20 protein-coding genes are annotated in these 20693 nt (G+C 59.2%); 13 read left to right on the top strand and 7 right to left on the bottom strand.

What is annotated here, in order from left to right:
* Positions 1-100: 100 nt before the first annotated feature.
* The 9 genes from hmpA to E4T63_RS22800 all read left to right on the top strand — a co-directional run bounded on the left by hmpA (position 101) and on the right by E4T63_RS22800 (position 9076).
* Positions 101-1282, top strand: coding sequence for an NO-inducible flavohemoprotein (hmpA, locus tag E4T63_RS22850; RefSeq protein WP_098965518.1), 1182 nt, complete (start codon positions 101-103; stop codon positions 1280-1282).
* A 237-nt stretch (positions 1283-1519) separates the two neighbouring features.
* Positions 1520-2080 carry an ester cyclase gene (locus E4T63_RS22845; protein ID WP_135296520.1) on the top strand — a complete coding sequence of 187 codons (561 nt, stop codon included), beginning with the start codon at positions 1520-1522 and terminating at the stop codon, positions 2078-2080.
* Positions 2081-2105: 25 nt separating this feature from the next.
* The gene (locus E4T63_RS22840) at positions 2106-2615 is read left to right on the top strand and encodes a disulfide bond formation protein B (RefSeq protein ID WP_025109264.1); all 510 of its coding nucleotides are present in this window, start codon (positions 2106-2108) and stop codon (positions 2613-2615) included.
* An 825-nt stretch (positions 2616-3440) separates the two neighbouring features.
* Positions 3441-4382, top strand: a complete 942-nt coding sequence (gene cyoA / locus E4T63_RS22830) for a ubiquinol oxidase subunit II (protein ID WP_027612162.1) — start codon at positions 3441-3443, stop codon at positions 4380-4382.
* A gap of 3 nt (positions 4383-4385) precedes the next feature.
* The gene (gene cyoB, locus E4T63_RS22825) at positions 4386-6413 is read left to right on the top strand and encodes a cytochrome o ubiquinol oxidase subunit I (RefSeq protein WP_007968380.1); all 2028 of its coding nucleotides are present in this window, start codon (positions 4386-4388) and stop codon (positions 6411-6413) included.
* 3 nt (positions 6414-6416) lie between these two features.
* A complete protein-coding gene (cyoC, locus tag E4T63_RS22820; RefSeq protein WP_003227982.1) occupies positions 6417-7040 on the top strand; it encodes a cytochrome o ubiquinol oxidase subunit III in 624 nt (207 codons plus the stop codon).
* The gene (gene cyoD, locus E4T63_RS22815) at positions 7040-7375 is read left to right on the top strand and encodes a cytochrome o ubiquinol oxidase subunit IV (protein ID WP_003227981.1); all 336 of its coding nucleotides are present in this window, start codon (positions 7040-7042) and stop codon (positions 7373-7375) included. The genes cyoC and cyoD overlap by 1 nt, the downstream gene beginning before the upstream one ends.
* Positions 7376-7385: 10 nt before the next feature.
* Entirely contained in the window at positions 7386-8273 is an 888-nt protein-coding gene (gene cyoE / locus E4T63_RS22810; RefSeq protein ID WP_003227980.1) for a heme o synthase, read from the top strand.
* A gap of 311 nt (positions 8274-8584) precedes the next feature.
* Entirely contained in the window at positions 8585-9076 is a 492-nt protein-coding gene (locus E4T63_RS22800) for a RidA family protein (RefSeq protein WP_135296519.1), read from the top strand.
* Positions 9077-9143: 67 nt separating this feature from the next.
* Here E4T63_RS22800 and E4T63_RS22795 read toward each other — a convergent pair whose 3' ends face one another.
* The 3 genes from E4T63_RS22795 to E4T63_RS22785 all read right to left on the bottom strand — a co-directional run bounded on the left by E4T63_RS22795 (position 9144) and on the right by E4T63_RS22785 (position 12192).
* A complete protein-coding gene (locus tag E4T63_RS22795; protein WP_135296518.1) occupies positions 9144-9845 on the bottom strand; it encodes a hypothetical protein in 702 nt (233 codons plus the stop codon).
* Between the two features lie 119 nt (positions 9846-9964).
* Positions 9965-11485, bottom strand: coding sequence for a sensor histidine kinase (locus tag E4T63_RS22790; RefSeq protein ID WP_135296517.1), 1521 nt, complete (start codon positions 11483-11485; stop codon positions 9965-9967).
* Complete coding sequence (locus tag E4T63_RS22785; RefSeq protein ID WP_135296516.1) at positions 11482-12192, bottom strand: response regulator transcription factor; 711 nt, start codon at positions 12190-12192, stop codon at positions 11482-11484. Before E4T63_RS22785 ends, E4T63_RS22790 begins: the two co-directional genes overlap by 4 nt.
* A gap of 151 nt (positions 12193-12343) precedes the next feature.
* On the opposite strand from E4T63_RS22785, the gene msrB reads away from it, so the two are divergent.
* From msrB to msrA, 3 genes are read left to right on the top strand one after another with little or no spacing between them, the layout of a single operon-like run.
* Positions 12344-12862 (top strand): peptide-methionine (R)-S-oxide reductase MsrB, encoded by a 519-nt coding sequence (gene msrB / locus E4T63_RS22780; protein WP_135296515.1) that lies wholly within the window; start codon positions 12344-12346, stop codon positions 12860-12862.
* Between the two features lie 43 nt (positions 12863-12905).
* The gene (locus E4T63_RS22775) at positions 12906-14681 is read left to right on the top strand and encodes a cytochrome c biogenesis protein DipZ (RefSeq protein WP_135296514.1); all 1776 of its coding nucleotides are present in this window, start codon (positions 12906-12908) and stop codon (positions 14679-14681) included.
* A gap of 15 nt (positions 14682-14696) precedes the next feature.
* Positions 14697-15401, top strand: a complete 705-nt coding sequence (gene msrA / locus E4T63_RS22770) for a peptide-methionine (S)-S-oxide reductase MsrA (protein WP_135296513.1) — start codon at positions 14697-14699, stop codon at positions 15399-15401.
* Between the two features lies 1 nt (position 15402).
* Here msrA and E4T63_RS22765 read toward each other — a convergent pair whose 3' ends face one another.
* The 3 genes from E4T63_RS22765 to E4T63_RS22755 form a co-directional block, all read right to left on the bottom strand.
* A complete protein-coding gene (locus tag E4T63_RS22765; protein WP_135296512.1) occupies positions 15403-15918 on the bottom strand; it encodes a hypothetical protein in 516 nt (171 codons plus the stop codon).
* Positions 15919-15979: 61 nt separating this feature from the next.
* Positions 15980-16384 (bottom strand): GNAT family N-acetyltransferase, encoded by a 405-nt coding sequence (locus tag E4T63_RS22760; protein ID WP_135296511.1) that lies wholly within the window; start codon positions 16382-16384, stop codon positions 15980-15982.
* A gap of 53 nt (positions 16385-16437) precedes the next feature.
* The gene (locus E4T63_RS22755; protein ID WP_134787282.1) at positions 16438-17343 is read right to left on the bottom strand and encodes a LysR family transcriptional regulator; all 906 of its coding nucleotides are present in this window, start codon (positions 17341-17343) and stop codon (positions 16438-16440) included.
* A gap of 102 nt (positions 17344-17445) precedes the next feature.
* Between E4T63_RS22755 and E4T63_RS22750 the strand changes: the two genes are divergently transcribed.
* Entirely contained in the window at positions 17446-18618 is a 1173-nt protein-coding gene (locus E4T63_RS22750) for an aspartate aminotransferase family protein (protein WP_135296510.1), read from the top strand.
* Positions 18619-18741: 123 nt separating this feature from the next.
* Here E4T63_RS22750 and E4T63_RS22745 read toward each other — a convergent pair whose 3' ends face one another.
* Positions 18742-20661 (bottom strand): alkaline phosphatase D family protein, encoded by a 1920-nt coding sequence (locus E4T63_RS22745; protein ID WP_135296509.1) that lies wholly within the window; start codon positions 20659-20661, stop codon positions 18742-18744.
* Positions 20662-20693 lie beyond the last annotated feature (32 nt).

The following is a 20693-nucleotide window of genomic DNA, read 5'->3' as shown; positions in this document are numbered from 1 at the left end:
GACTACGTAAAAAATAAACCATTGATTTATAACGATAATTTATCTGGCACGAAAACTGATAAGCCTAAGGTAATTCTCAAAAAGCTCAGGAGTCATTCTTATGCTTAGCGTCCAGGATCGTGCCATCGTCAAATCCACTGTGCCTCTGTTGGAAAGCGGGGGAGAAGCGCTGATCACCCACTTCTACCGCATGATGCTCTCCGAATACCCTGAGGTACGCCCACTGTTCAACCAGGCGCATCAGGCCAGTGGCGATCAGCCGCGCGCGTTGGCCAATGGTGTGTTGATGTACGCCCGGCACATTGATCAGCTCGACCAGTTGGGCGATCTGGTGGCGAAGATCATCAACAAGCACGTCGCCCTGCAAATCCTCCCGGAGCACTACCCGATTGTCGGCACCTGCCTGCTGCGTGCCATCTCCGAAGTGCTCGGCGACGAGATCGCCACTCCGCAAGTGATGAGCGCGTGGGGCGCGGCGTACGGGCAATTGGCCGAGATTCTGATCGGCGCTGAAGCCGCGATCTACGACCAGAAAGAACAAGCGGTCGGCGGCTGGCGCGGCGCGCGGGAGTTCATCGTGGTGGACAAGGTCGAGGAGAGCGCGGAAATCATTTCGTTCTACTTCGAGCCGGCGGACAAAGGCCCGATCCTGGCCGCAGAGCCGGGTCAGTACATCGGCATGAAGCTGATCCTCGACGGCGAAGAAGTCCGTCGCAACTACTCACTGTCGGCGCTGGCCGATAAAGGTCAGTACCGCATCAGCGTCAAACGCGAACCGGGTGGTCGTGCGTCCAACCACTTGCATGACCAATTGCACGTCGGCGCGAGCATCCAGCTGTTCCCGCCATCGGGCGAGTTCACCCTGACTGCCAGCGACAAGCCGTTGGTGCTGATCAGTGGCGGGGTCGGCATCACGCCAACTTTGGCGATGCTCGAAGCAGCGCTGCAAACCGAGCGCCCGGTGCACTTTATCCACTGCGCGCGCAACGGCAGCGTGCATGCGTTCCGCGACTGGATCGATGGGCTGGCGGCGCGTCATCCGCAGCTCAAGCGCTTCTATTGCTACGCCGAAGACGACGGCGTGAGCCCGGCGGCGGACAAGGTCGGGATCCTCAGTCAGGAACAGCTGGGTGAGTGGCTGCCGGCGCAACGCGATGTAGACGCTTATTTCCTCGGGCCGAAGGGCTTCATGGGCGCGATCAAGCGGCATTTGAAGGCGCTGGGTGTGCCGGAGCAGCAGAGCCGGTATGAGTTCTTCGGGCCGGCGGCGGCTTTGGAATAATCCTTAGGACTGAGTCGCCTTCATCGCGAGCAGGCTCACTCCTACAGGGGCGGTGGCGTACATGAAAATGGTGTACGAAGCAGACCTCTTGTAGGAGTGAGCCTGCTCGCGATGGCCGTTACACAACTTTGATTCTTAAAAAGTGTTTAAAGGTTAATCGTTTCTTAACCGGTTTATCGTTTATTCCCCGATGCTGATGATAGGCGCTCGTTCGTTTAACTGATCAGGATCGCCCCCATGTCGCACATCATCTTCTCCTCTCGTCTGAGCCTGGCAATGCTTGGCCTGTCGGCCGCTTTGCTGGCCAGTCCATTTGCTGCGGCCGAATCGGCGTTGATCGCACCACAGACCCTGGTCGTCGATCAGAGCCTGCCCAAGGCTCAGCGCGATGCAATGGAGTTGGCGGCGCGGCGTTACGGCAGTTTCTGGAACAGTGGGGAAGAGGCCCTGGCCACGGCAGCCTTGTCGCCGCAGTTTGTCGACAAGACCCCGCCCGAAGGTCGGTTGCAGGGGCCGACCGGGCCGTTGCTGGCATCGAAGTTCTTTCGTACGGCGGTGCCGGACCTGAGCTGCGAGATCGAGCAAATGATCATTGCCGGTGACCGCGTGGTGGTGCATCTGCACTTTCGCGGACACTTCAGTGGGACGTTCAAGACTCTCAAAGGGCAGGGCCAGCGTGTAGACTTCCGGGCAACCGATATCTATCAGATCGACAACGGTCGCATCGCGGCCAATTGGCATATCGAAGACAACATCAGTCTGATGGCGCAACTGCAAGCGCAGCCGCCAGCCAGCTGAACCATGGACATACAAGGGAAACGCGATGAGCGAGGAAACGATTCGACTGGGACGTGAGCGGCGCTTTCTGGTGCTGCTGGGCATCATCTGTCTGGCACTGATCGGCGGCGCGCTGTACATGCAGATCGTGCTGGGTGAGGCACCATGCCCGCTGTGCATCCTGCAGCGTTATGCATTGCTGCTGATTGCGCTGTTCGCGTTTATCGGCGCGGCCATGCGCACCCGCCGCAGCATCACGGTGTTCGAAGTGCTGGTGGTGATCTGCGCGATCGCCGGCGCCGGTGTTGCCGGGCATCACGTGTACACCCAGTTCTATCCGGCGGTGAGCTGCGGCATCGATGTGTTGCAGCCAATTGTCGACGACCTGCCGCTGGCGAAGATCTTCCCGCTGGGCTTCCAGGTCGATGGTTTCTGCTCGACGCCGTACCCGCCGATCCTCGGTCTGTCGCTGGCGCAATGGGCACTGGTGGCGTTCGTGCTGGTGGTGATTCTGGTGCCGCTGCTGACCTCGCGTAACCGAAAAGCACTGCGCTGAATCAACTCTTCGGCAGATTGGCCGATACAGAAAACGCCCCGATTTGCGTATCAGCCGATCGGGGCGTTTTGCATTTCAGAGTGTTTGTGAAATCACCGTGACGAACGGCAATGGAGAGTGCGGCAGGTGTGCGACATGTTGTCACACGCGCCATGTCGCAGGGCCTTTCGGCGACCCGGATTGGCGTAATGTTACAAAAAAGGATTGGTCTGTTTCGGCATTTTTCTGGTTTTGCACGCAGGTGCCAGATCAGGCAGTTTTAACAGGCTCTGGCAGATGGCCAGAGGCCTTTGAATATCGGGCTTTGCGCCGATTCGCCGCTGGGAAAATCCCTTCGGAGCTGTCTGAACTGAGGTGTATAGGCCTACATTTTTTGGTGTTTTTGTTGAGAATCGATTTCGATAACATGCGGAACTTTTGCAAGAACGGTGATGGATTGTTGCTCTGAGCGATAAAAATTATTTCGGGATAAGACATGGTGTATAGGGCGCTACCTATCTACAATCGCCCGCACTGAATTCCCGGCACTGTTCAGCCTTTATTAAGGAACTGGACAGGAAGTCGGGTGTCGAGCGGGCCGAAAGGCTTTTGCGACACCCAGGTGTCGGTGCCTTCCAACTTTCCGCACCAAATGGAATTGGTCTGTAACAAGGCCTTTGACCACGAATTCGAATAAGAACTGACCGCTGTCCATGGTTTTGTCGAGCGTCTGACGCGCGACGGGCGGCCCTTATTCAATCCAAAGAAAATGCCAACCCTTGGCAGGGTGAAGTGTTGGCGATCAAAACCCAACTGCATTGCGCAAGCTGCTTTAGAGGTCGTGAGATGAGTAAAAACAGGTACCCCAGATTACTAGGCCTAGTGCCGCTGCTCGGCACGTTGTTGCTGGGAGGCTGCAACATGACCCTGCTCAATCCAACGGGCCAGGTCGGCCTGGAACAGCGCAACCTGATCATCACCGCCACGCTGCTGATGCTGTTGGTCGTTGTGCCGGTTATCGTCATGACCTTCCTGTTCGCCTGGAAGTACCGCGCGTCCAACAAGGATGCCGTCTACACCCCGAAATGGTCGCACTCGACCAAAATCGAAGTGGCGGTCTGGACCATCCCGGTTCTGATCATCATCGCCCTGGGTTACATCACCTACATTTCGACCCACAAACTGGACCCGTACCGTCCGATTGAATCCGACGTCAAGCCGGTGACCATCGAAGTCGTTGCGCTGGACTGGAAGTGGCTGTTCATCTACCCGGAACAAGGCATTGCCACGGTCAACAAGATCGTGTTCCCGGCGCATACCCCGGTCAACTTCCGGATCACCTCCGACGCCGTGATGAACTCGTTCTTCATCCCGGGCCTGGGCGGCCAGATCTACGCGATGGCGGGCATGACCACCAAGCTGCACCTGATCGCTGACCGCAACGCTGAAATGGACGGTATCTCCGCCAACTACAGCGGCGCTGGTTTCACCGGTATGAAATTCAAAGCGATCGCAACTTCTCAGGAAGATTTCGACGCCTGGGTAAGTGAAGTCAAAAAGGCACCTAAACAGCTTGAACAAGCTGAATACGCAGCCCTTGCCAAGCCAAGCCAGAACAATCCAGTCGAGCTCTACTCCTCGGTCACGCCGAACCTGTTCCAGACCATCGTCGACAAGTACGAAGGCATGAAACCGGGCAAGCCGCTGAAGCACGAGAAGAAAGAGAAAGAAGTGGCGGCAACGGACATGGACTCGAATTCGCATTCAGCTGCCGGGGCAGAGGAGTAAACGATGTTTGGTAAATTAAGTTGGGAAGCGATCCCTTTCCACGAGCCGATCGTGATGGTCACCATCTCGATGATCGCGCTCGGTGGTCTGGCGTTGTTCGCTGCAATCACCTACTTCAAGAAGTGGACCTACTTGTGGACCGAGTGGCTGACGTCGGTCGACCACAAGAAAATCGGTGTGATGTACATCATCGTTGCCATGGTCATGCTGCTGCGTGGCTTTGCCGACGCCATCATGATGCGTACCCAGCTGGCCATGGCCACCGAGGGTTCGCCTGGCTACCTGCCGCCTGAACACTATGACCAGATCTTCACCGCTCACGGTGTGATCATGATCATCTTCATGGCGATGCCATTCTTCACCGGCCTGATGAACCTTGCAGTGCCGCTGCAGATCGGCGCGCGTGACGTTGCCTTCCCGTTCCTGAACTCCCTGAGCTTCTGGCTGCTGGTGTCCGGCGTGGTGCTGATCAACCTGTCCCTGGGCGTCGGCGAATTCGCCAAGACTGGTTGGGTTGCCTATCCGCCGCTGTCGGGTCTGCAGTACAGCCCTGGCGTGGGTATGGACTACTACATCTGGGCGCTACAGCTATCCGGGTTAGGCACGACGCTGACGGGGGTCAACTTCCTCGCCACCGTGCTGAAAATGCGTACCCCTGGCATGAAACTGATGGACATGCCGATCTTCACCTGGACCTGCACCTGGGCCAACGTCCTGATCGTGGCTTCGTTCCCGATCCTGACCGCTACCCTGGCACTGCTGACCCTCGACCGTTACATGGATTTCCACATTTTCACCAATGAACTTGGTGGCAATCCAATGATGTACGTCAACCTGTTCTGGGCCTGGGGCCACCCTGAGGTTTACATCCTGATCCTGCCGGCATTCGGCATCTTCTCGGAAGTGATCTCGGCGTTCACCGGCAAGAAACTGTTCGGCCACCACTCGATGATCTACGCTTCGGGCGCGATCTCGGTACTGGGCTTCATGGTTTGGCTGCACCACTTCTTCACCATGGGTTCGGGTGCCAGCGTCAACGCCTTCTTCGGTCTGGCGACGATGCTGATTTCCATCCCGACGGGTGTGAAACTGTTCAACTGGCTGTTCACCATCTACCAGGGCCGTCTGCGCTTCACCAGCCAGGTTCTGTGGACTCTGGGCTTCATGGTGACCTTCGCCATCGGCGGCATGACCGGCGTACTGCTGGCCATCCCGGGTGCTGACTTCGTTCTGCACAACAGCCTGTTCGTGATCGCGCACTTCCACAACGTGATCATCGGCGGCGCGGTATTCGGCTACATCGCAGGTTTCGGCTTCTACTTCCCGAAAGCGTTCGGCTTCAAGCTGCACGAAGGCTGGGGTAAAGCAGCGTTCTGGTTCTGGATCTCGGGCTTCTTCGTCGCGTTCATGCCGCTCTATGCACTGGGCTTCATGGGCATGACCCGTCGTCTGAACGCCACCACCAACCCTGAGTGGGTACCGTACCTGTACGTTGCCATGTTCGGTGCGGTGATGATCGCTGTCGGTATCGCCTGCCAACTGATCCAGCTGTACGTCAGTGTGCGTGACCGCAACAAGCCAGAGAACATGTGCGAACACGGTGACCCGTGGAATGCCCACACTCTGGAATGGTCGACCTCGTCGCCACCTCCGTTCTACAACTTCGCTGTGCTGCCTAAGGCTGACTGCATCGACCCGTTCACCGAAGCCAAGGAAAACGGTACTGCGTACCAGGCTCCGGCCAAGTACGAGCCGATCCACATGCCAAACAACACCGCCACTGGCGTGGTGATGGGCGCACTGCTGACCGTCTTCGGTTTCGCGATGATCTGGCACATCTGGTGGTTGGCGATCGCCAGCCTGGCCGGCACTGTCATCTACTTCGTGATCCACGCCGCACGTGACGACCAGGGCTACATGGTTCCGGTTGAAACGATCGAGCGCATCGAAGCCGAGCAGCACAAGCGTCTGGTCGCGGCAGGGAAAATCCCGGCCAATGCCACCCGTGTAACCTCGTTGGAACAGGCTTAAACCATGTCGAACTTAGTGACCAATGTTGGACACGCCCATGGTGACCATGGGCACGATGACCATCACCACGACTCGGGCGAGATGACCGTATACGGTTTCTGGCTCTACCTGATGACCGACTGCATTCTGTTTGCGTCGATCTTCGCGGTGTACGCAGTACTGGTAAACAACGTCGCCGGTGGCCCGTCGGGCCACGACATTTTCGAACTGCCATACGTGCTGGGCGAAACCGCTCTGCTGTTGTTCAGTTCGATCACCTACGGCTTCGCCATGCTGGCGTTGTACAAAGGCAAGAAGCAGCAGGTTCTGGGCTGGTTGTTCATGACCTTCCTGCTCGGCGCAGGCTTCATCGCCATGGAGATCAACGAGTTCCACCTGCTGATCTCCGAGGGCTTCGGTCCTAGCCGTTCGGGCTTCCTGTCGGCGTTCTTCACCCTGGTCGGTACCCACGGTCTGCACGTATCTGCGGGTCTGATCTGGATGGGCATCATGATGTACCAGGTCAACAAGCACGGCCTGACGGCGACCAACAAGACCCGTCTGAGCTGCCTGAGCCTGTTCTGGCACTTCCTGGACGTGGTGTGGATCTGCGTATTCACCGTTGTTTACCTGATGGGGACTCTGTAATGGCTAATGCACACTCCCATGACAGCCATGATGCTGGCCACGGCAGCGTAAAGTCGTACGCCATCGGCTTCATCCTGTCGGTGATCCTGACTGCCATCCCGTTCGGCCTGGTGATGTTTCCGACCTTGCCGAAGTCGACCACGCTGGCAATCGTTCTGTTGTTCGCAGTAATCCAGGTGATTGTTCACCTGTACTACTTCCTGCACCTGGACCGTTCGATTGCACAACGTAACAACGTGATCGCGTTTGTCTTTACGGCCATCGTGATCCTGCTGCTGGTTGGCCTGTCGCTGTGGATCATGTTCAGCATCCACACGTACATGATGGCGAAGTGAGGTAGACCCGATGTCGCTCAAGCACTTTATCCAAATCACCAAACCGGGGATCATTTTCGGTAACGTGCTTTCTGTGGCAGGCGGGTTCTTCCTGGCCTCGAAAGGGCATGTAGATCTGGCGGTGTTCCTGGCCGCCATGATCGGCACATCCCTGGTTGTGGCCTCCGGTTGCGTGTTCAACAACTGCATCGACCGCGACATCGACCTGAAGATGGAACGCACCAAGAACCGGGTGCTGGTGCAGGGCTTGATCTCCCTGAAACTGGCCCTGGTCTACGCGACCATCCTGGGTGTTCTCGGCGTTGCCTTGTTGTACAAGGTGGCCAACCCGTTGGCCGCCCTGTTCGCGGTAATCGGCTTCATCATCTACGTCGGCTTCTACAGCCTGTACCTCAAGCGCAAGTCGGTTCACGGCACGCTGGTGGGCAGTCTGTCGGGCGCCATGCCGCCAGTGATCGGTTACGTTGCCGTAACCAACAGCTTCGACATGGCCGCACTGACCCTGCTGGTGATGTTCAGCCTGTGGCAGATGCCGCATTCCTACGCCATCGCGATCTTCCGCTTCAACGACTACCTGGCCGCATCGATTCCGGTGCTGCCCGTCAAGCGCGGAATCGAAGTGGCCAAGAAGCACATCCTGCTCTACATCCTGGCGTTCCTCGTGGCGACCTTGATGCTGACCTTCAGCGGTTACGCCGGCATGAGCTACCTCGCGGTCGCCGCGGCCATGGGCATGTACTGGTTGTACATGGCCTGGACCGGCTACAAGGCAGTGGATGACACGGTCTGGGCACGCAAGCTGTTCGTGTTCTCGATCTTCACTATCACCGCCCTGAGCGTCATGATGTCCCTGGACTTCAAGGTGCCGGCCGAGCTGCTGCTGACGTACGCGCCGTAAGGCTGGATGGCTTCACGAAAAACCCCGCACATTGAGAGATGTGCGGGGTTTTTTGTTGGGTAAATTATGCTGAATCGAGGTGACACCATCGCGAGCAGGCTCGCTCCCACAGGGGATTTGTGAACGACGCCAATCAAATGTGGGAGCGAGCCTGCTCGCGATGGCGTGCGCCGCCGATTTCGAAGGTTGCGCAGTACTGGCAAAACACCTAGATTTGGATCCAGTCTTCAATGATAGCGCCATGCCACTTCCTCGGCGCTCAACTGTTCCACTCCGCGATTCTTCATGCACTGATCAAAAGGCTGGGCGAAATGACTGAGAGGATGACCTGCGACGAACGTTTCATTGCCCTGGCACACGAGCTGAACTACGACATCTATGGCGAGAACACCGCCGGCGGCAATTACGCGCCGCTGATCCGCCATCGCGATGAGTTGTACATCAGCGGCATGGTGCCGCGGGTCAATGGCAGGATTCTGTATCCCGGTCGCGTCGGGTTGGAGTTGACGCTCAAGGATGCCCAGGCTGCCGCGAGCATCAGTGCCATGCGCTGCCTGGCGCTGATTGTCGATGCGGTGGGTTCGCTGGACAAGATTCGAGCGTTGTTGCGGGTCACGGTGTATGTGAAGTCGACCCCGGACTTCGTTGACCTGAGCGAGGTGGCAAACGGCGCATCGGACGTGTTCAGCCATGTGCTCGGCGATGCCGGCCGGCACACTCGCACTACGGTCGGTGTCTATCAGTTGCCGAAGAACGCCGCGATTGAAGTCGACATGATCGCGGCGGTGCAGTCGGAAGTCTGATCGCCGCGCCGCCCAACAAAAAGCCCCGCCTGAATCTCAGAGCGGGGCTTTTTTGTCGGCGCCGGGATTACTGCGCGGCGATGCTGTAACCATCGAACGCGGTTTGCTGTTGCAGGGCGGTGATGATGTTCTTGCGGTTGATCGCGTGTTCGGTGCCGGCGTTGTCGATGAAGGTCTCGCCCTCCAACTCGGCTTCTTCGCCTTCACCGATGAAGGTGAAACCGAGGAACTCCAGCGCTTCACGGTCAACGTTCAGACGCGAACGCGGCGTGCGCAGCGGCAGCGTTACGCTGCTGCCGTCCTTGCTGATGGTGAAGATTTCCAGTTCTTTCTTCTTGGCAGCCTTGCTCTTGCCGCCGCTCGGGTTGCTGATCGCCTGGTGGGTCTGATTCAGCACTTTGAGCGCGAGGCCGTAAACGATTTCCTGGAACGCCGGATCGTCCTTGAAGCAGGACAGGATGCGGCCGATTGAAAACTTGCTGCTCAGGTCTTCGAGGGCGGCGATGTCGGCGGCCTCGGCGTCCTTGAGGCGCTTGAGTTCGCCCATCAGCTCGTAGGCCTTGTCGTCATCGAAGCTGTCGTGCGCCTGACGGATCGCGGCGCGCAGCTCGCGGATCTGGTCACTTTCGCGGGTCGACTGGAAAGCATCCAGCACCATCTCGCTGATGATTTTGGCTTGTGGAAGGTGTTGTGAAAGATTGATGGAGTTTTCGTATTCCGCTTTGGACGATTCGGTGACTACGGATTCAGCGGTGTTGAAATCGGACATTGAAATTTCACTACTTTTTTAACTTGAGTGGAAACGAGAAAGCGCGAGGTCTTTTTCAGGCCGGTTAATTTAGGGGAGCGGGGCGGCGTTGTCACGGAACAACAGTCCGGTGGTGCGGATTATTTGTCCGGCGTGTTCAGGTTCATCGAGCGCACCATCCACTGTTCAGCGGTTTGCTGATCGGTCGGCAGCGTGAAGCGGAAAGTCGCGCCGCGCCCGGCGACATCGATCAACTGAATCTCACGCCCGTGCAGTTGCAGGATGCGGTGGACGATCCGCAGGCCCAGTCCACCGTCACGCCGCGCGCCGCCAATATTGAACGGACGCAGGAACAGACCTTCGCGCAGATCCGGAGCGATGCCGGGGCCGGAGTCGCTGACCGTGACTTCGACCAAGGCGCCCTGGGGTTTCAAGTCGAGCTCGATTTCACCGCCCGCAGGCGTGTGGCGCAAAGCGTTATCCACCAGGTTGGTCAGCACCCGTTCGATCAACCCGAGGTCGGCGCACACCGTCGGCAGGTTCGGACCGAAGCTGGCCTTGAGTTCGACGTGGCGTGCTTCGGCGGCCAGTTCGAATTTCTGGAAGATGTCCTGCAGCAGATCGATCAGCGAGAAGCGTTCCAGTACCGGTTGCACGAAACCGTGCTCCAGACGCACCAGCTCCAGCAGCGATTGCGCCAACCCGCCGACCTTGCGGCTTTGATCGAGAGCGATACCCAGATAGCGGCGCCGCTCCTCGGCAGAGAGCGTGGCGTCCTTGAGTGACAGGGTTTCCAGATAGCCGTGCAACGAGGCCAGCGGTGTGCGCAGGTCGTGAGAAATGTTCGCCACCAGTTCGCGGCGCTCCTGATCCTGGCGGGTCAACGAGCGCCACTGATCACCCAGTCGGTTTTGCATCTGCCGGAAGGCGCCATCGAGTACGGCGATTTCATCCGGGTCAGCGCTTTTATCCACAGTCGCTGACGGTGCAGGCAGAGGTTGCGGCGCGCCATCAATGTCGAAGCGGCTGACGGTTTCGGTCAATCGGCGCAGTGGCCGGGTGATCAGGTTGAACGCCGTGAGACCGGCGATCAGGCATAGCAATGCGACCAGTCCGATCGACAGCAATGCAGTGTTGAGCGCGGCACTGGTCGCGCCACGTTCGGCGAAACGATCGTGTTCTTCACTGAGCAACACCACGTACAGATAACCGGCGGGCTTGCCGTTGACCCGTAACGGCGCGGCACTGAAGACCTTGCGCCCGTCGACGCTGCGCGGGTCATCGCCGAGGATCGGCAGCGGCTGGTCATTGAGCAGGCGGCGGATCGGCGCCAGATCGACGGTCTCCCGGCGTAGATGGCCTTCGGGCGCCGCGTTGCCGACAATCCGCCCCTCACTGTCGAGCAGGTACACCTCGACACTCGGGTTGACCAGCATCAGCTTGCTGAACAGTTCGCGCACGGCGCCGGGCATCAGGCCATTGCTGTCCATCAGCACCGTGTCATGGGCGATGTGCTGTGCCAGGTCCCGCGACAGGCCTTGCACCACTTCCAGTTCATGCATCTTGCTGGAGCGCACCTGCAGCCATGCCGAGGTGCCGCAGCACACCAGCAGCAAAACGGCGAACACCAGCGACAGGCGCTGCGACAGGGTCAGTTTCATGGTTGTTCCGTACCGAATTTATAGCCTCGGCCCCACACGGTGAGGATGCGGGTCGGTTGCGCCGGATCGCTTTCGATTTTCGCCCGCAAGCGATTGATGTGGGTGTTGACCGTGTGCTCGTAGCCTTCGTGGCTGTAACCCCATACCGCGTTGAGCAGGTCCATGCGTGAGAACACCTTGCCCGGCTGTCGGGCGAAGAAATACAGCAAGTCGAACTCTCGCGGGGTGAGGTCCAGCCGCGCGCCATTGAGGGCGACGTCGCGGGTGATCGGGTCGATGCTCAGGCCATCGAGATTGAGGCTGCCAGCGTCCATTTTCAGGTTGCGCGCCATGGCGTCGACCCGGCGCAGCAAGGCTTTGACCCGGGCCACCAGTTCCAGCATTGAAAACGGTTTGGCGAGGTAATCGTCAGCCCCCAGTTCCAGACCCAGAATGCGGTGCAATTCGCTGGAACGCGCGCTGGTGATGATGATCGGCGTGTAGCGCGCCATCGCCCGGGCGCGGCGGCAGATTTCCAGGCCGTCGACCCCCGGCAGCATCAGGTCGAGGATCAGTGCATCCCATTGCCCTTGCTGCAACAGGCGCATGCCTTCATCGCCGTCGGCACTGTGCACGACGTCGTAGTGCTCGTCGCGCAGGTGCAGGCAAATAAGGTCAGCGATGTGTTGGTCATCCTCGACCACGAGGATGCGTCTGGTTAATTCCATCAAGCTCAATCCTTCGGCGCAGTGAGCGCATTGTGCGGGTTTTCCTCGGGGCGAGTTATCACGAATTCGTTAACTTCCCATGAGGATTTGGCGATCAACCCAAGCCTAGGCTGTGTTCCATGACAGGCACCTGGAATTTTTGGAGACGGCCATGTTTTCACGGCGACAGATTCTCGTAGCGAGCGGCGGGCTGGGGGTTGCAGCCCTGGTGGCGGGTGTATTGCCAAAATTTTCCTCGAGCACCGGACTGATCGAGCAAGCCCGTGCCGATGAGGTTTTCGAGGTGAGCCACAGCGACAGTGAATGGCACTCGCTGCTCTCGGATGAGCAGTACGCCATCCTGCGCGAAGAAGGCACCGAACGGGCCTATACCAGCCCGCTCAACGACGAGCATCGCAACGGCACATTCGCCTGCGCGGGTTGTGATCTGGCGCTGTTTTCATCGGCGACCAAGTTCGACAGCCGCACGGGCTGGCCGAGTTTCTGGACACCGTTGGAACATGCGGTGGCCACGCGTCAGGACCGATCGTTCGGTATGTCACGCAATGAAGTGCACTGCCGACGCTGCGGCGGGCACTTGGGACATGTGTTCGACGACGGCCCGAAACCCACCGGCCTGCGCTATTGCATGAATGGCCTGGCGATGACGTTCAAACCCGTGGCGGCATGAGCCATGGCCATTTTTCGATGTTCACTTTCTACAGGACGACACCATGTGGCTCTTGGTTCTCGCTTATCTGGGCGGTGTGCTGACGATCGTCAGTCCGTGCATCCTGCCTGTTCTGCCTTTTGTCTTCGCTCGCACCGGGCAGCCGTTTATCAAGAGTGGCTTGCCGCTATTGGCCGGGATGGCGCTGACCTTCGCCTTAGTCGCCACGCTGGCGGCGGTGGGCGGCGGTTGGGTGGTGCAAGTCAATCAGTTCGGTCGCTGGCTCGCGTTGCTGTTCGTTGCACTGTTCGGGCTGACGCTGCTGCTGCCGCGTCTCGCCGAGCGCCTGACGCGGCCGCTGGTGTCGGCCGGCAGTCGGCTGTCCGAAGCCGCGGGCCAGGACAATCGTCCGCGTCCCGGCGCCTCGTTTCTGATTGGCGTCGCCACGGGTCTGCTCTGGGCACCGTGCGCCGGGCCCATCCTCGGTTTGATTCTGACCGGCGCCGCGCTGCAAGGGGCAAGCATCGCCACCACGCTGTTGTTGCTCGCCTACGCGGCGGGCGCCGCGACTTCACTGGCGGCGGCGCTGCTGCTGGGCAGTAAGGTCTTTGCGTTGATGAAGCGCTCGATCGGTACGGGGGAGTGGATCCGGCGCGGGTTGGGGGCGGCGATGCTCGCGGGTGTCGCAGCGATTGCGCTGGGCCTCGACACCGGGTTGCTGGCGCGGTTGTCGACGGCGTCCACGGGCGGGATTGAACAGGCACTGGTGGGCAAGCTGACCAGCAAATCGCCGACGGGCAACGGAACCATGATGGCGCAGATTCCTGCTGCCGGCGGGGCGATGAAAGTTGCCGACAAGGCACCGGGAACACTACCGGTCGAAGGCCAGTTGCCGCCGCTCAATGGCGCCGTGCAATGGCTCAATTCGCCACCGCTCGATGCCCAGGCATTGAAGGGCAAAGTGGTGCTGGTGGATTTCTGGACCTACTCCTGCATCAACTGCCTGCGCACCTTGCCATACGTCAAAGCCTGGGCGGAAAAGTACCGCGATCAAGGCCTGGTAGTGATTGGCGTGCACGCCCCGGAGTTCGCTTTCGAGCGCGATGTCGGCAATGTCACTAAAGCCATGAAGGAGCTGGGTATCAACTATCCGGTCGCCATCGATAACGACTACAAAATCTGGCGTGCTTTCAACAACGAATACTGGCCGGCGCATTATTTTGCCGATGCTCAAGGACGGATTCGTTACCACCATTTTGGCGAAGGGGATTACGCCGAATCGGAACGGGTCATACAGCAGTTGCTGCGTGAGGCCGGGGCGAAAACCGTCGCCGACGGCTTGATCAACGCCGATGCCCAAGGCGTGCAACAGGCGCCGGACATGAATCAGGTGCTGTCACCGGAAACCTACGTCGGCTACCAGCGTGCGGAACATTTCGTACCGGAAACCGGGCTGGTGCCTGACAAGGTCGCGACCTATAACCCACCCGCCAACCTGGCTTTGAATGACTGGAGCCTTGGCGGCCAGTGGGCCGTCGGTGCCGAGCAGGCCACCGCCAGCGCGCCGGCCAGTCGCATCGTCTACCGCTTCCACGCCCGCGATCTGCATCTGGTGCTGGGCCCGGGTGCGGATGGCAAACCGGTGCGTTTCAAAGTGTCAATTGACGGTCAGGCGCCGGGTGATGCCCACGGAGTCGATGTCGCCGCGGATGGCAGCGGTCGCGTGACCGAACAGCGCTTGTACCAATTGGTGCGGCAAACGGACGAGGTGAAGGATCGGACCTTCACCATCGAATTTCTTGACCCGGGCGTATCGGCTTACGCCTTCACCTTCGGCTGATCGGGAGTGCGCAACATGAAAGCTCAAAACAACTGGCGTCGTGCATTGCTCGGCGTCGCCATGGCAGGTGTGATCGGTCAGTGCTCGGCGTTCTCTTTCGGCGCCGAGGATGCGGTGGCCATCCCGCCGCCAGCCCTCGACGAAACCACTCAGGCGCACAGTGAAACCGCGGTGTTCGCCGGTGGTTGTTTCTGGGGCGTGCAAGGGGTTTTCCAGCACGTCAAAGGCGTGCAGAAAGCCGTCTCCGGTTATGCCGGCGGCGCAGCGAACACGGCACAATACGAGCGGGTCAGCGAAGGCGATACCGGTCACGCCGAGTCCGTGCAAGTTACCTTCGATCCGACGCAAGTCAGTTACGGCAGCCTGCTGCAGATCTACTTCTCGGTGGCCCACAACCCGACCGAACTCAACCGCCAGGGGCCGGACAGCGGCACGCAATATCGCTCGGCGCTGTTCCCGGTCAATGCCGATCAACAACGGGTGGCCCAGGCCTACATCGCCCAACTTGACGCCGCGCATGCCTACAGCAAACCGATCGTCACCAAACTGGAAACCTACAACGGCTTCTACCCGGCGGAGGACTATCACCAGGATTTCCTCACCGAACACCCAAGCTATCCGTACATCGTGATCAACGACATGCCCAAGGTCGCGCAGTTGAAGCAGTTGTTTGCGCAGCGTTATCAGGAGAAACCAGTGTTAGTGAAAAGTGGTTCCTGAATTACTGCGAGGTTATTTGCCGGCGTTGGGACTGAAGCGTGCGCAGCAAACGGTAGTACTTCAGCGAACGAGTGCCGATCAACCCACAGACGAAACCTGACGCTGCAGCTTTGAACAGCAGCGTATCCAGAGCAGAGGCTTGCTCCGGATGCACGTCATCCTGATAACCGAAGTAGTAATTCACGGCAAAAAACAACAGGTACAACATCAACACTTTCCAAGTGCCGGGCAAGATCAGTCCCGTTTGCGAATCATCAAGCGTCACGTATTGCGCCGAAAACATTAGCCATGCCGTAACGCCGCCCAGCAAGAGGGCGCCAATCCAGCAGCTGAGGGACAGGACTGGGTTAAGCGTCAGATTTATTGAGAAGAGAGACCAGGCTATTAACACTGGTGGTGTGACCAGCATTGCTAAACGGCTTTTGGGGCTGGGCGTGCGAGCCTTGATCCCGAAATAAACGAGTACCAGGAAAACCGCATAAACCCACAGAGGGGTGTTTTGCAGAGTGATCAGCATCAATTGGCGTCCGTGCTTGAAAGAGAAGATGAATCATAGCGGTTGCCATGTTCGGCGGCGGTTATTTCAAGCGCGGTCGCTCCATGGCAATTACCGATGTTTCAAACCCCAAACTGGCAAAAAACGCCTCCGCACCTTCGCGCCCGGCGCGTAGTACCCAAGTGATCTCGGGGTTGTCCCCCATGACATGCTCGACCAGTGCGCGCCCGACGCCGGCGCGCCGATGCTGGCCATCAACTACGACCATCGACAGATAACCGTTGGACAAACCATCGGTGATGCCTCGGGCAAAACCGATGATTTTTTCGCCGCTCAGTGCGACGGCAGTGCGTTGCGAGTTTTCGATCAGTTGAGTGAAGTAGTCGCTGGAGCCTGTTCGGTGTCCCCAGCCATGTAGGCCGAGAAACAGCCGAACTGGCTCCACTTCGTCGGGCAACAGATCGCGTACGGTAAGGTCGTTTCTCATCGATAACAGCATCCTTGTCGGCAATCACCGGAGCGTAGTCGATAGCAATTGAGTCAGGATCTGCCCCAGGTTTGCATTGCGAATTCGACGAAGCGCCGCAGCTTGGGCAAACGATAACGATCCGGGGCATAGAGCAAATGCAAAGGGCGGCTCGGTGGCTGGTAATCGGGTATCACCGTCACCAGTTTGCCGTCGCGCAGATCCTGTTCCACCAGCGCATCCGGCAGCATGACGATGCCCATGCCGGTGCGTGCTGCCTGATGAAGGCCGGCGGAGGTGTTCATCAGCATCGGGCCGCTGACGTCGACCAGAATCTCGCCGTCCGGGCCGCTGAGGCGCCAGCGTTTTTCCACTGATTGCCAGTCGTCGCCGGCAGGGTAGGCGAACGACAGGCAGTCGTGTTGTTGCAGGTCTTCCGGGGTGATCGGCATGCCGCGTCGGGCGACGTAAGCCGGCGAAGCGCACACGGTCAGGGTGTAGTCGATCAGCGGCCGGGCGATCAGGTTCGACTGCTCGAAATGTCCCAGCCGAAACGCTACGTCGAGGCCGCTTTCCAGCAGATCCGGGCGGCGGTTGGTCAGCACCACATCCATTTTCACCTGCGGGTATTGCAGGGAAAATTCACTGAGCGCTGGGGCCAGGCGTTCGACACCAAAGGTCAGCGGCGCGGTGATGCGCAACAGGCCGCGTGGCTCGTCTAGGGCCTGTTCGGCCAAGCGTTCGGAGTCGGCCACCAGACCCAGAACGTCCAGACAGCGCTGGTAGTACACGTTGCCGAACTCGGTAAGCCGCTGCCGGCGGGTGGTGCGCTGCAACAATTGCACGCCGAGCCGTTGCTCCAGTGCGCGCAGGTGATTTCCGACCATGGTCGTGGACATTTCGCACTGCAACGCGGCCGCCGTCATGCTCCCGGCTTCTACAACCTTCACGTAGACGCTCATTGCCTGCAACAGGTCCATTATCAAGCTCTGCTTTTAAATGATTGAAGTTTTACCGAGTTTATCCAGTTCTGGTGGCTAACCATACTGCAAACACACCGACCTTCACTGGAGTTTGAAGTCATGACCGCCGCCCTGATGAACACCTACCAATCGCTGGCTCTGAGTTTCACCAGAGGTCTGGGCACTCGCCTGTGGGATCAGGCCGGTCGTGAATACCTGGATGCCGTCGCCGGGGTTGCGGTGACCAACGTAGGGCACTCGCACCCACGGATCGTCGCTGCTATTAGCGAACAGGCGGGGCTGCTGTTGCACACCTCCAACCTGTACAGCATCGACTGGCAGCAGCAACTGGCCAAACGGCTGACTGAGCTGTCGGGCATGGATCGCGCGTTCTTCAATAACTCGGGTGCTGAGGCTAACGAGACTGCACTGAAACTTGCGCGCTTGTACGGCTGGAGCAAAGGTATCGAACAGCCGCTGGTGGTGGTCATGGCCAACGCATTTCATGGCCGCACGCTCGGTACGTTGTCGGCGAGTGATGGCCCGGCGGTGCGCCTGGGCTTCAATGATCTGCCGGGGGATTTCGTCAAAGTGCCTTTCGGTGATCTGGCGGCGCTGGATCAGCTGCAGCACAAGCATGGCGCGCGCATCGTGGCGATTCTGGTCGAGCCGATCCAGGGCGAAAGCGGCGTGCAACTGGCGCCGCCCGGTTACCTCAAAGCTCTGCGGGAAGTGTGCAATCGGCGCGCTTGGCTGTTGATGCTCGACGAAATCCAGACCGGTATCGGCCGCACTGGCCAGTGGTTTGCGTTCCAGCATGAAGGTATCGTGCCGGACGTCATGACCCTGGCCAAAGGCCTCGGCAACGGTGTGCCGATCGGCGCCTGTCTGGCGCGGGGCAGAGCGGCGGACCTGTTCACGCCCGGCAGCCATGGCAGCACCTTCGGCGGCAACCCGCTGGCCTGCCGGGTCGGCTGCACGGTGCTGGACATCATCGAAGAACAGGGGCTGCTGGAGAACGTCAGAGTGCAGGGTGAGCGCCTGTTGACCCGCCTGCGCGCCGAACTGGCAGACAACCCCAATGTGTTGTCGATTCGCGGGCAGGGCTTGATGATCGGCATCGAGTTGAAACAGCCGATTCGCGATCTGACGCTGATTGCGGCGCGGGATCATGGATTGCTGATCAACGTGACGCGTGGCAAGACGATACGGCTGCTGCCGCCGCTGACGATTGATGAGCGGGAGGTGGGGATGATTGTCAGAGGGGTGGGGCGTGCCGTGATCGCGCACTGACGCGCAAACGAACCCCCTGTAGGAGTGAGCCTGCTCGCGATAGCGGTGTATCAGGCGATATACATTTTGAATGGCCTACCGCAATCGCGAGCAGGCTCACTCCTACATTGGAATAGGTGCACGTCAGTCCGGATAATCCCCCAACTCCGGCGCCAGCATCCGCGTCTTCAGCGCCCCGTTCGAATTGTGCTGAATGATCTCGCTCGGCTGCCCCAGCGCATTGAAAAACACCTGGCCGATCCCGGCTGAATTCCACAGCCGTTCACCCGCTTCGGCATGTTCCGGGGTGTACGGCACGATGCGCATGCGTCGGCGTTTGGTGAACCAGTTCAACGGCGAGCGCGGCGAATAGAGCCAGCGGTTGAGGCGGTCGAACCATTCCAGCAGGGTTTTCGGGAACTCGTTCTTGATCCCGCTGCTGGTGATCTGCCAGATCCGTGGCCCGGCCTTGCGGTGTCGGATAAGCACTTCGTAGACGAAGGAATAATGCACATCGCCGGACAGCACCACGTAGTTTCCGGGTGTGCGGGTGTGTCGGAAAATGTTCAGGATCACCTGCGCCGCACCGCGATGAGCCATCCAGTTTTCGGCGTCGACCAGCAGTGGATAACCGCACCAGCTGAAAACCTTCTGAACGGTTTCAATCAGCTTCACGCCGAAGATCGGCGCCGGTGAAACGATGATCGCTGACGGATGATCAAGCAGCTCCTGCTGCAGTTCGCTCAGCGCTTCCCAGTCCAGTAAACCGGAGGGTTGCTTGAGTGCCATCTCGCTGCGCCAGCGCCGGGTGCGGGTGTCGAGCACCACCAGCGCCGGGCTGCTCGGCAGCACGAAATGCCAATGCTGAAAGCGCAGCAAGTCATCGATCAGCGCGTCCTGCACCGGGCTGTCGAGATATTGATCGTCACCACTGGCGCTCAGGCGGCGAGTGTTCTCCAGCACATCCTTGAACGCGTCCGGATTATTGCCCCAGCCCTGACACAACATGTACGCGATCAAGGCGTTGCCGATGATGCGTTTGGAGAACGGATGACCGTAGGCGGTTTCCTCCCATTGCGCGGAAAGGTTCCAGTCATCGGTGATGTCGTGGTCATCGAAAATCATCAGGCTCGGCAGGTGCGCCAGCGCCCGGGCAACGTTGGCCAGCCCGGCCTTGAAACCATCGATTCGGGTCTGCTCCAGGGTGTAGCGCTTCAAGCGTTCAGGTGTCAGCGATGGAGCAGCAGGATTGATCAACGCCCAGGCAACCGGCGACCACACCAGCAAATACATCGCCATCACTTCGGCGAACGTCACCAGATGATTGTCAGCACTGCTGCTGGTGAAGATCGGCTTACGCGCACCGCCGAAAAATCGCTCGCGCAAGGTCTCGTTGCTCTCCAGCGCGGGTAACAAATCCGCACGGTGGTAGTAGCTGGCCGGGTGTTCGTAGAGTCTGGCGCTGTCGCTGACCACCGCGCCTTCGAGGTGTTCGTCGAACAGACCGAGGCGCTCGATCAACGCATGAATCGCCCGCAGCATCGGGCCGGCAACATCGTCGGCGTAGATCTGGTCGCCGCTCATCATCAACAGGGCGGGGCGTTGTTGTGGATCGGTTTCTATCGCCAGCAACTGATCGACACAGAGCAGACCGTCTGCCGCCGGATGATGCGGCTTGCGGCAGGAGCCGTGGAGCAATTGATCGATCCGTGAGCGCACGACGAAGTTCGGGCAAGTAGCATCGCCATACACCAGATGTGGTGCCCAGTCGGCAATTCGCTGCTGGCCGTCGATCAGCAAGTCGTAACCCACAACGGTCTGACAGGGCAGGGCGCTGTCGAGCACAACGTCAATCAAATGAACGAACGCATGACGGCCTACAGGGATGACTGTGCATTTCCCGGCATCGAGAGGAATGTCTCCTACGCCTTGCAGGCGCAAGGTCAGTGACAGTTGACGCGTACCGACCAGCCACAGCACCACGCGCGTGGTTTCCAGCCGGCGCAGCAGTGGGCCGGCCAAGACGGGAGGCAGCGGATTCAGGTCAGCAGGTATCGGGGACATTCAGGGGGCAAAGCTCAAGACGCACAGGCTGG

The sequence above is a fragment of the Pseudomonas fluorescens genome (assembly GCF_004683905.1).
Taxonomy (GTDB): domain Bacteria; phylum Pseudomonadota; class Gammaproteobacteria; order Pseudomonadales; family Pseudomonadaceae; genus Aquipseudomonas; species Aquipseudomonas putida_A.
The sequence above is the reverse complement of the archived record's forward strand: the minus strand, read 5'-3'. Positions and strand labels throughout refer to the sequence as shown.

Coding starts and splice junctions, on each gene's coding strand:
- hmpA (WP_098965518.1), top strand. CDS start 101: ATGCTTAGCGTCCAGGATCGTGCCATCGTCAAATCCACTGTGCCTCTG.
- E4T63_RS22845 (WP_135296520.1), top strand. CDS start 1,520: ATGTCGCACATCATCTTCTCCTCTCGTCTGAGCCTGGCAATGCTTGGC.
- E4T63_RS22840 (WP_025109264.1), top strand. CDS start 2,106: ATGAGCGAGGAAACGATTCGACTGGGACGTGAGCGGCGCTTTCTGGTG.
- cyoA (WP_027612162.1), top strand. CDS start 3,441: ATGAGTAAAAACAGGTACCCCAGATTACTAGGCCTAGTGCCGCTGCTC.
- cyoB (WP_007968380.1), top strand. CDS start 4,386: ATGTTTGGTAAATTAAGTTGGGAAGCGATCCCTTTCCACGAGCCGATC.
- cyoC (WP_003227982.1), top strand. CDS start 6,417: ATGTCGAACTTAGTGACCAATGTTGGACACGCCCATGGTGACCATGGG.
- cyoD (WP_003227981.1), top strand. CDS start 7,040: ATGGCTAATGCACACTCCCATGACAGCCATGATGCTGGCCACGGCAGC.
- cyoE (WP_003227980.1), top strand. CDS start 7,386: ATGTCGCTCAAGCACTTTATCCAAATCACCAAACCGGGGATCATTTTC.
- E4T63_RS22800 (WP_135296519.1), top strand. CDS start 8,585: ATGACTGAGAGGATGACCTGCGACGAACGTTTCATTGCCCTGGCACAC.
- E4T63_RS22795 (WP_135296518.1), bottom strand. CDS start 9,845: ATGTCCGATTTCAACACCGCTGAATCCGTAGTCACCGAATCGTCCAAA.
- E4T63_RS22790 (WP_135296517.1), bottom strand. CDS start 11,485: ATGAAACTGACCCTGTCGCAGCGCCTGTCGCTGGTGTTCGCCGTTTTG.
- E4T63_RS22785 (WP_135296516.1), bottom strand. CDS start 12,192: ATGGAATTAACCAGACGCATCCTCGTGGTCGAGGATGACCAACACATC.
- msrB (WP_135296515.1), top strand. CDS start 12,344: ATGTTTTCACGGCGACAGATTCTCGTAGCGAGCGGCGGGCTGGGGGTT.
- E4T63_RS22775 (WP_135296514.1), top strand. CDS start 12,906: ATGTGGCTCTTGGTTCTCGCTTATCTGGGCGGTGTGCTGACGATCGTC.
- msrA (WP_135296513.1), top strand. CDS start 14,697: ATGAAAGCTCAAAACAACTGGCGTCGTGCATTGCTCGGCGTCGCCATG.
- E4T63_RS22765 (WP_135296512.1), bottom strand. CDS start 15,918: ATGCTGATCACTCTGCAAAACACCCCTCTGTGGGTTTATGCGGTTTTC.
- E4T63_RS22760 (WP_135296511.1), bottom strand. CDS start 16,384: ATGAGAAACGACCTTACCGTACGCGATCTGTTGCCCGACGAAGTGGAG.
- E4T63_RS22755 (WP_134787282.1), bottom strand. CDS start 17,343: ATGGACCTGTTGCAGGCAATGAGCGTCTACGTGAAGGTTGTAGAAGCC.
- E4T63_RS22750 (WP_135296510.1), top strand. CDS start 17,446: ATGACCGCCGCCCTGATGAACACCTACCAATCGCTGGCTCTGAGTTTC.
- E4T63_RS22745 (WP_135296509.1), bottom strand. CDS start 20,661: ATGTCCCCGATACCTGCTGACCTGAATCCGCTGCCTCCCGTCTTGGCC.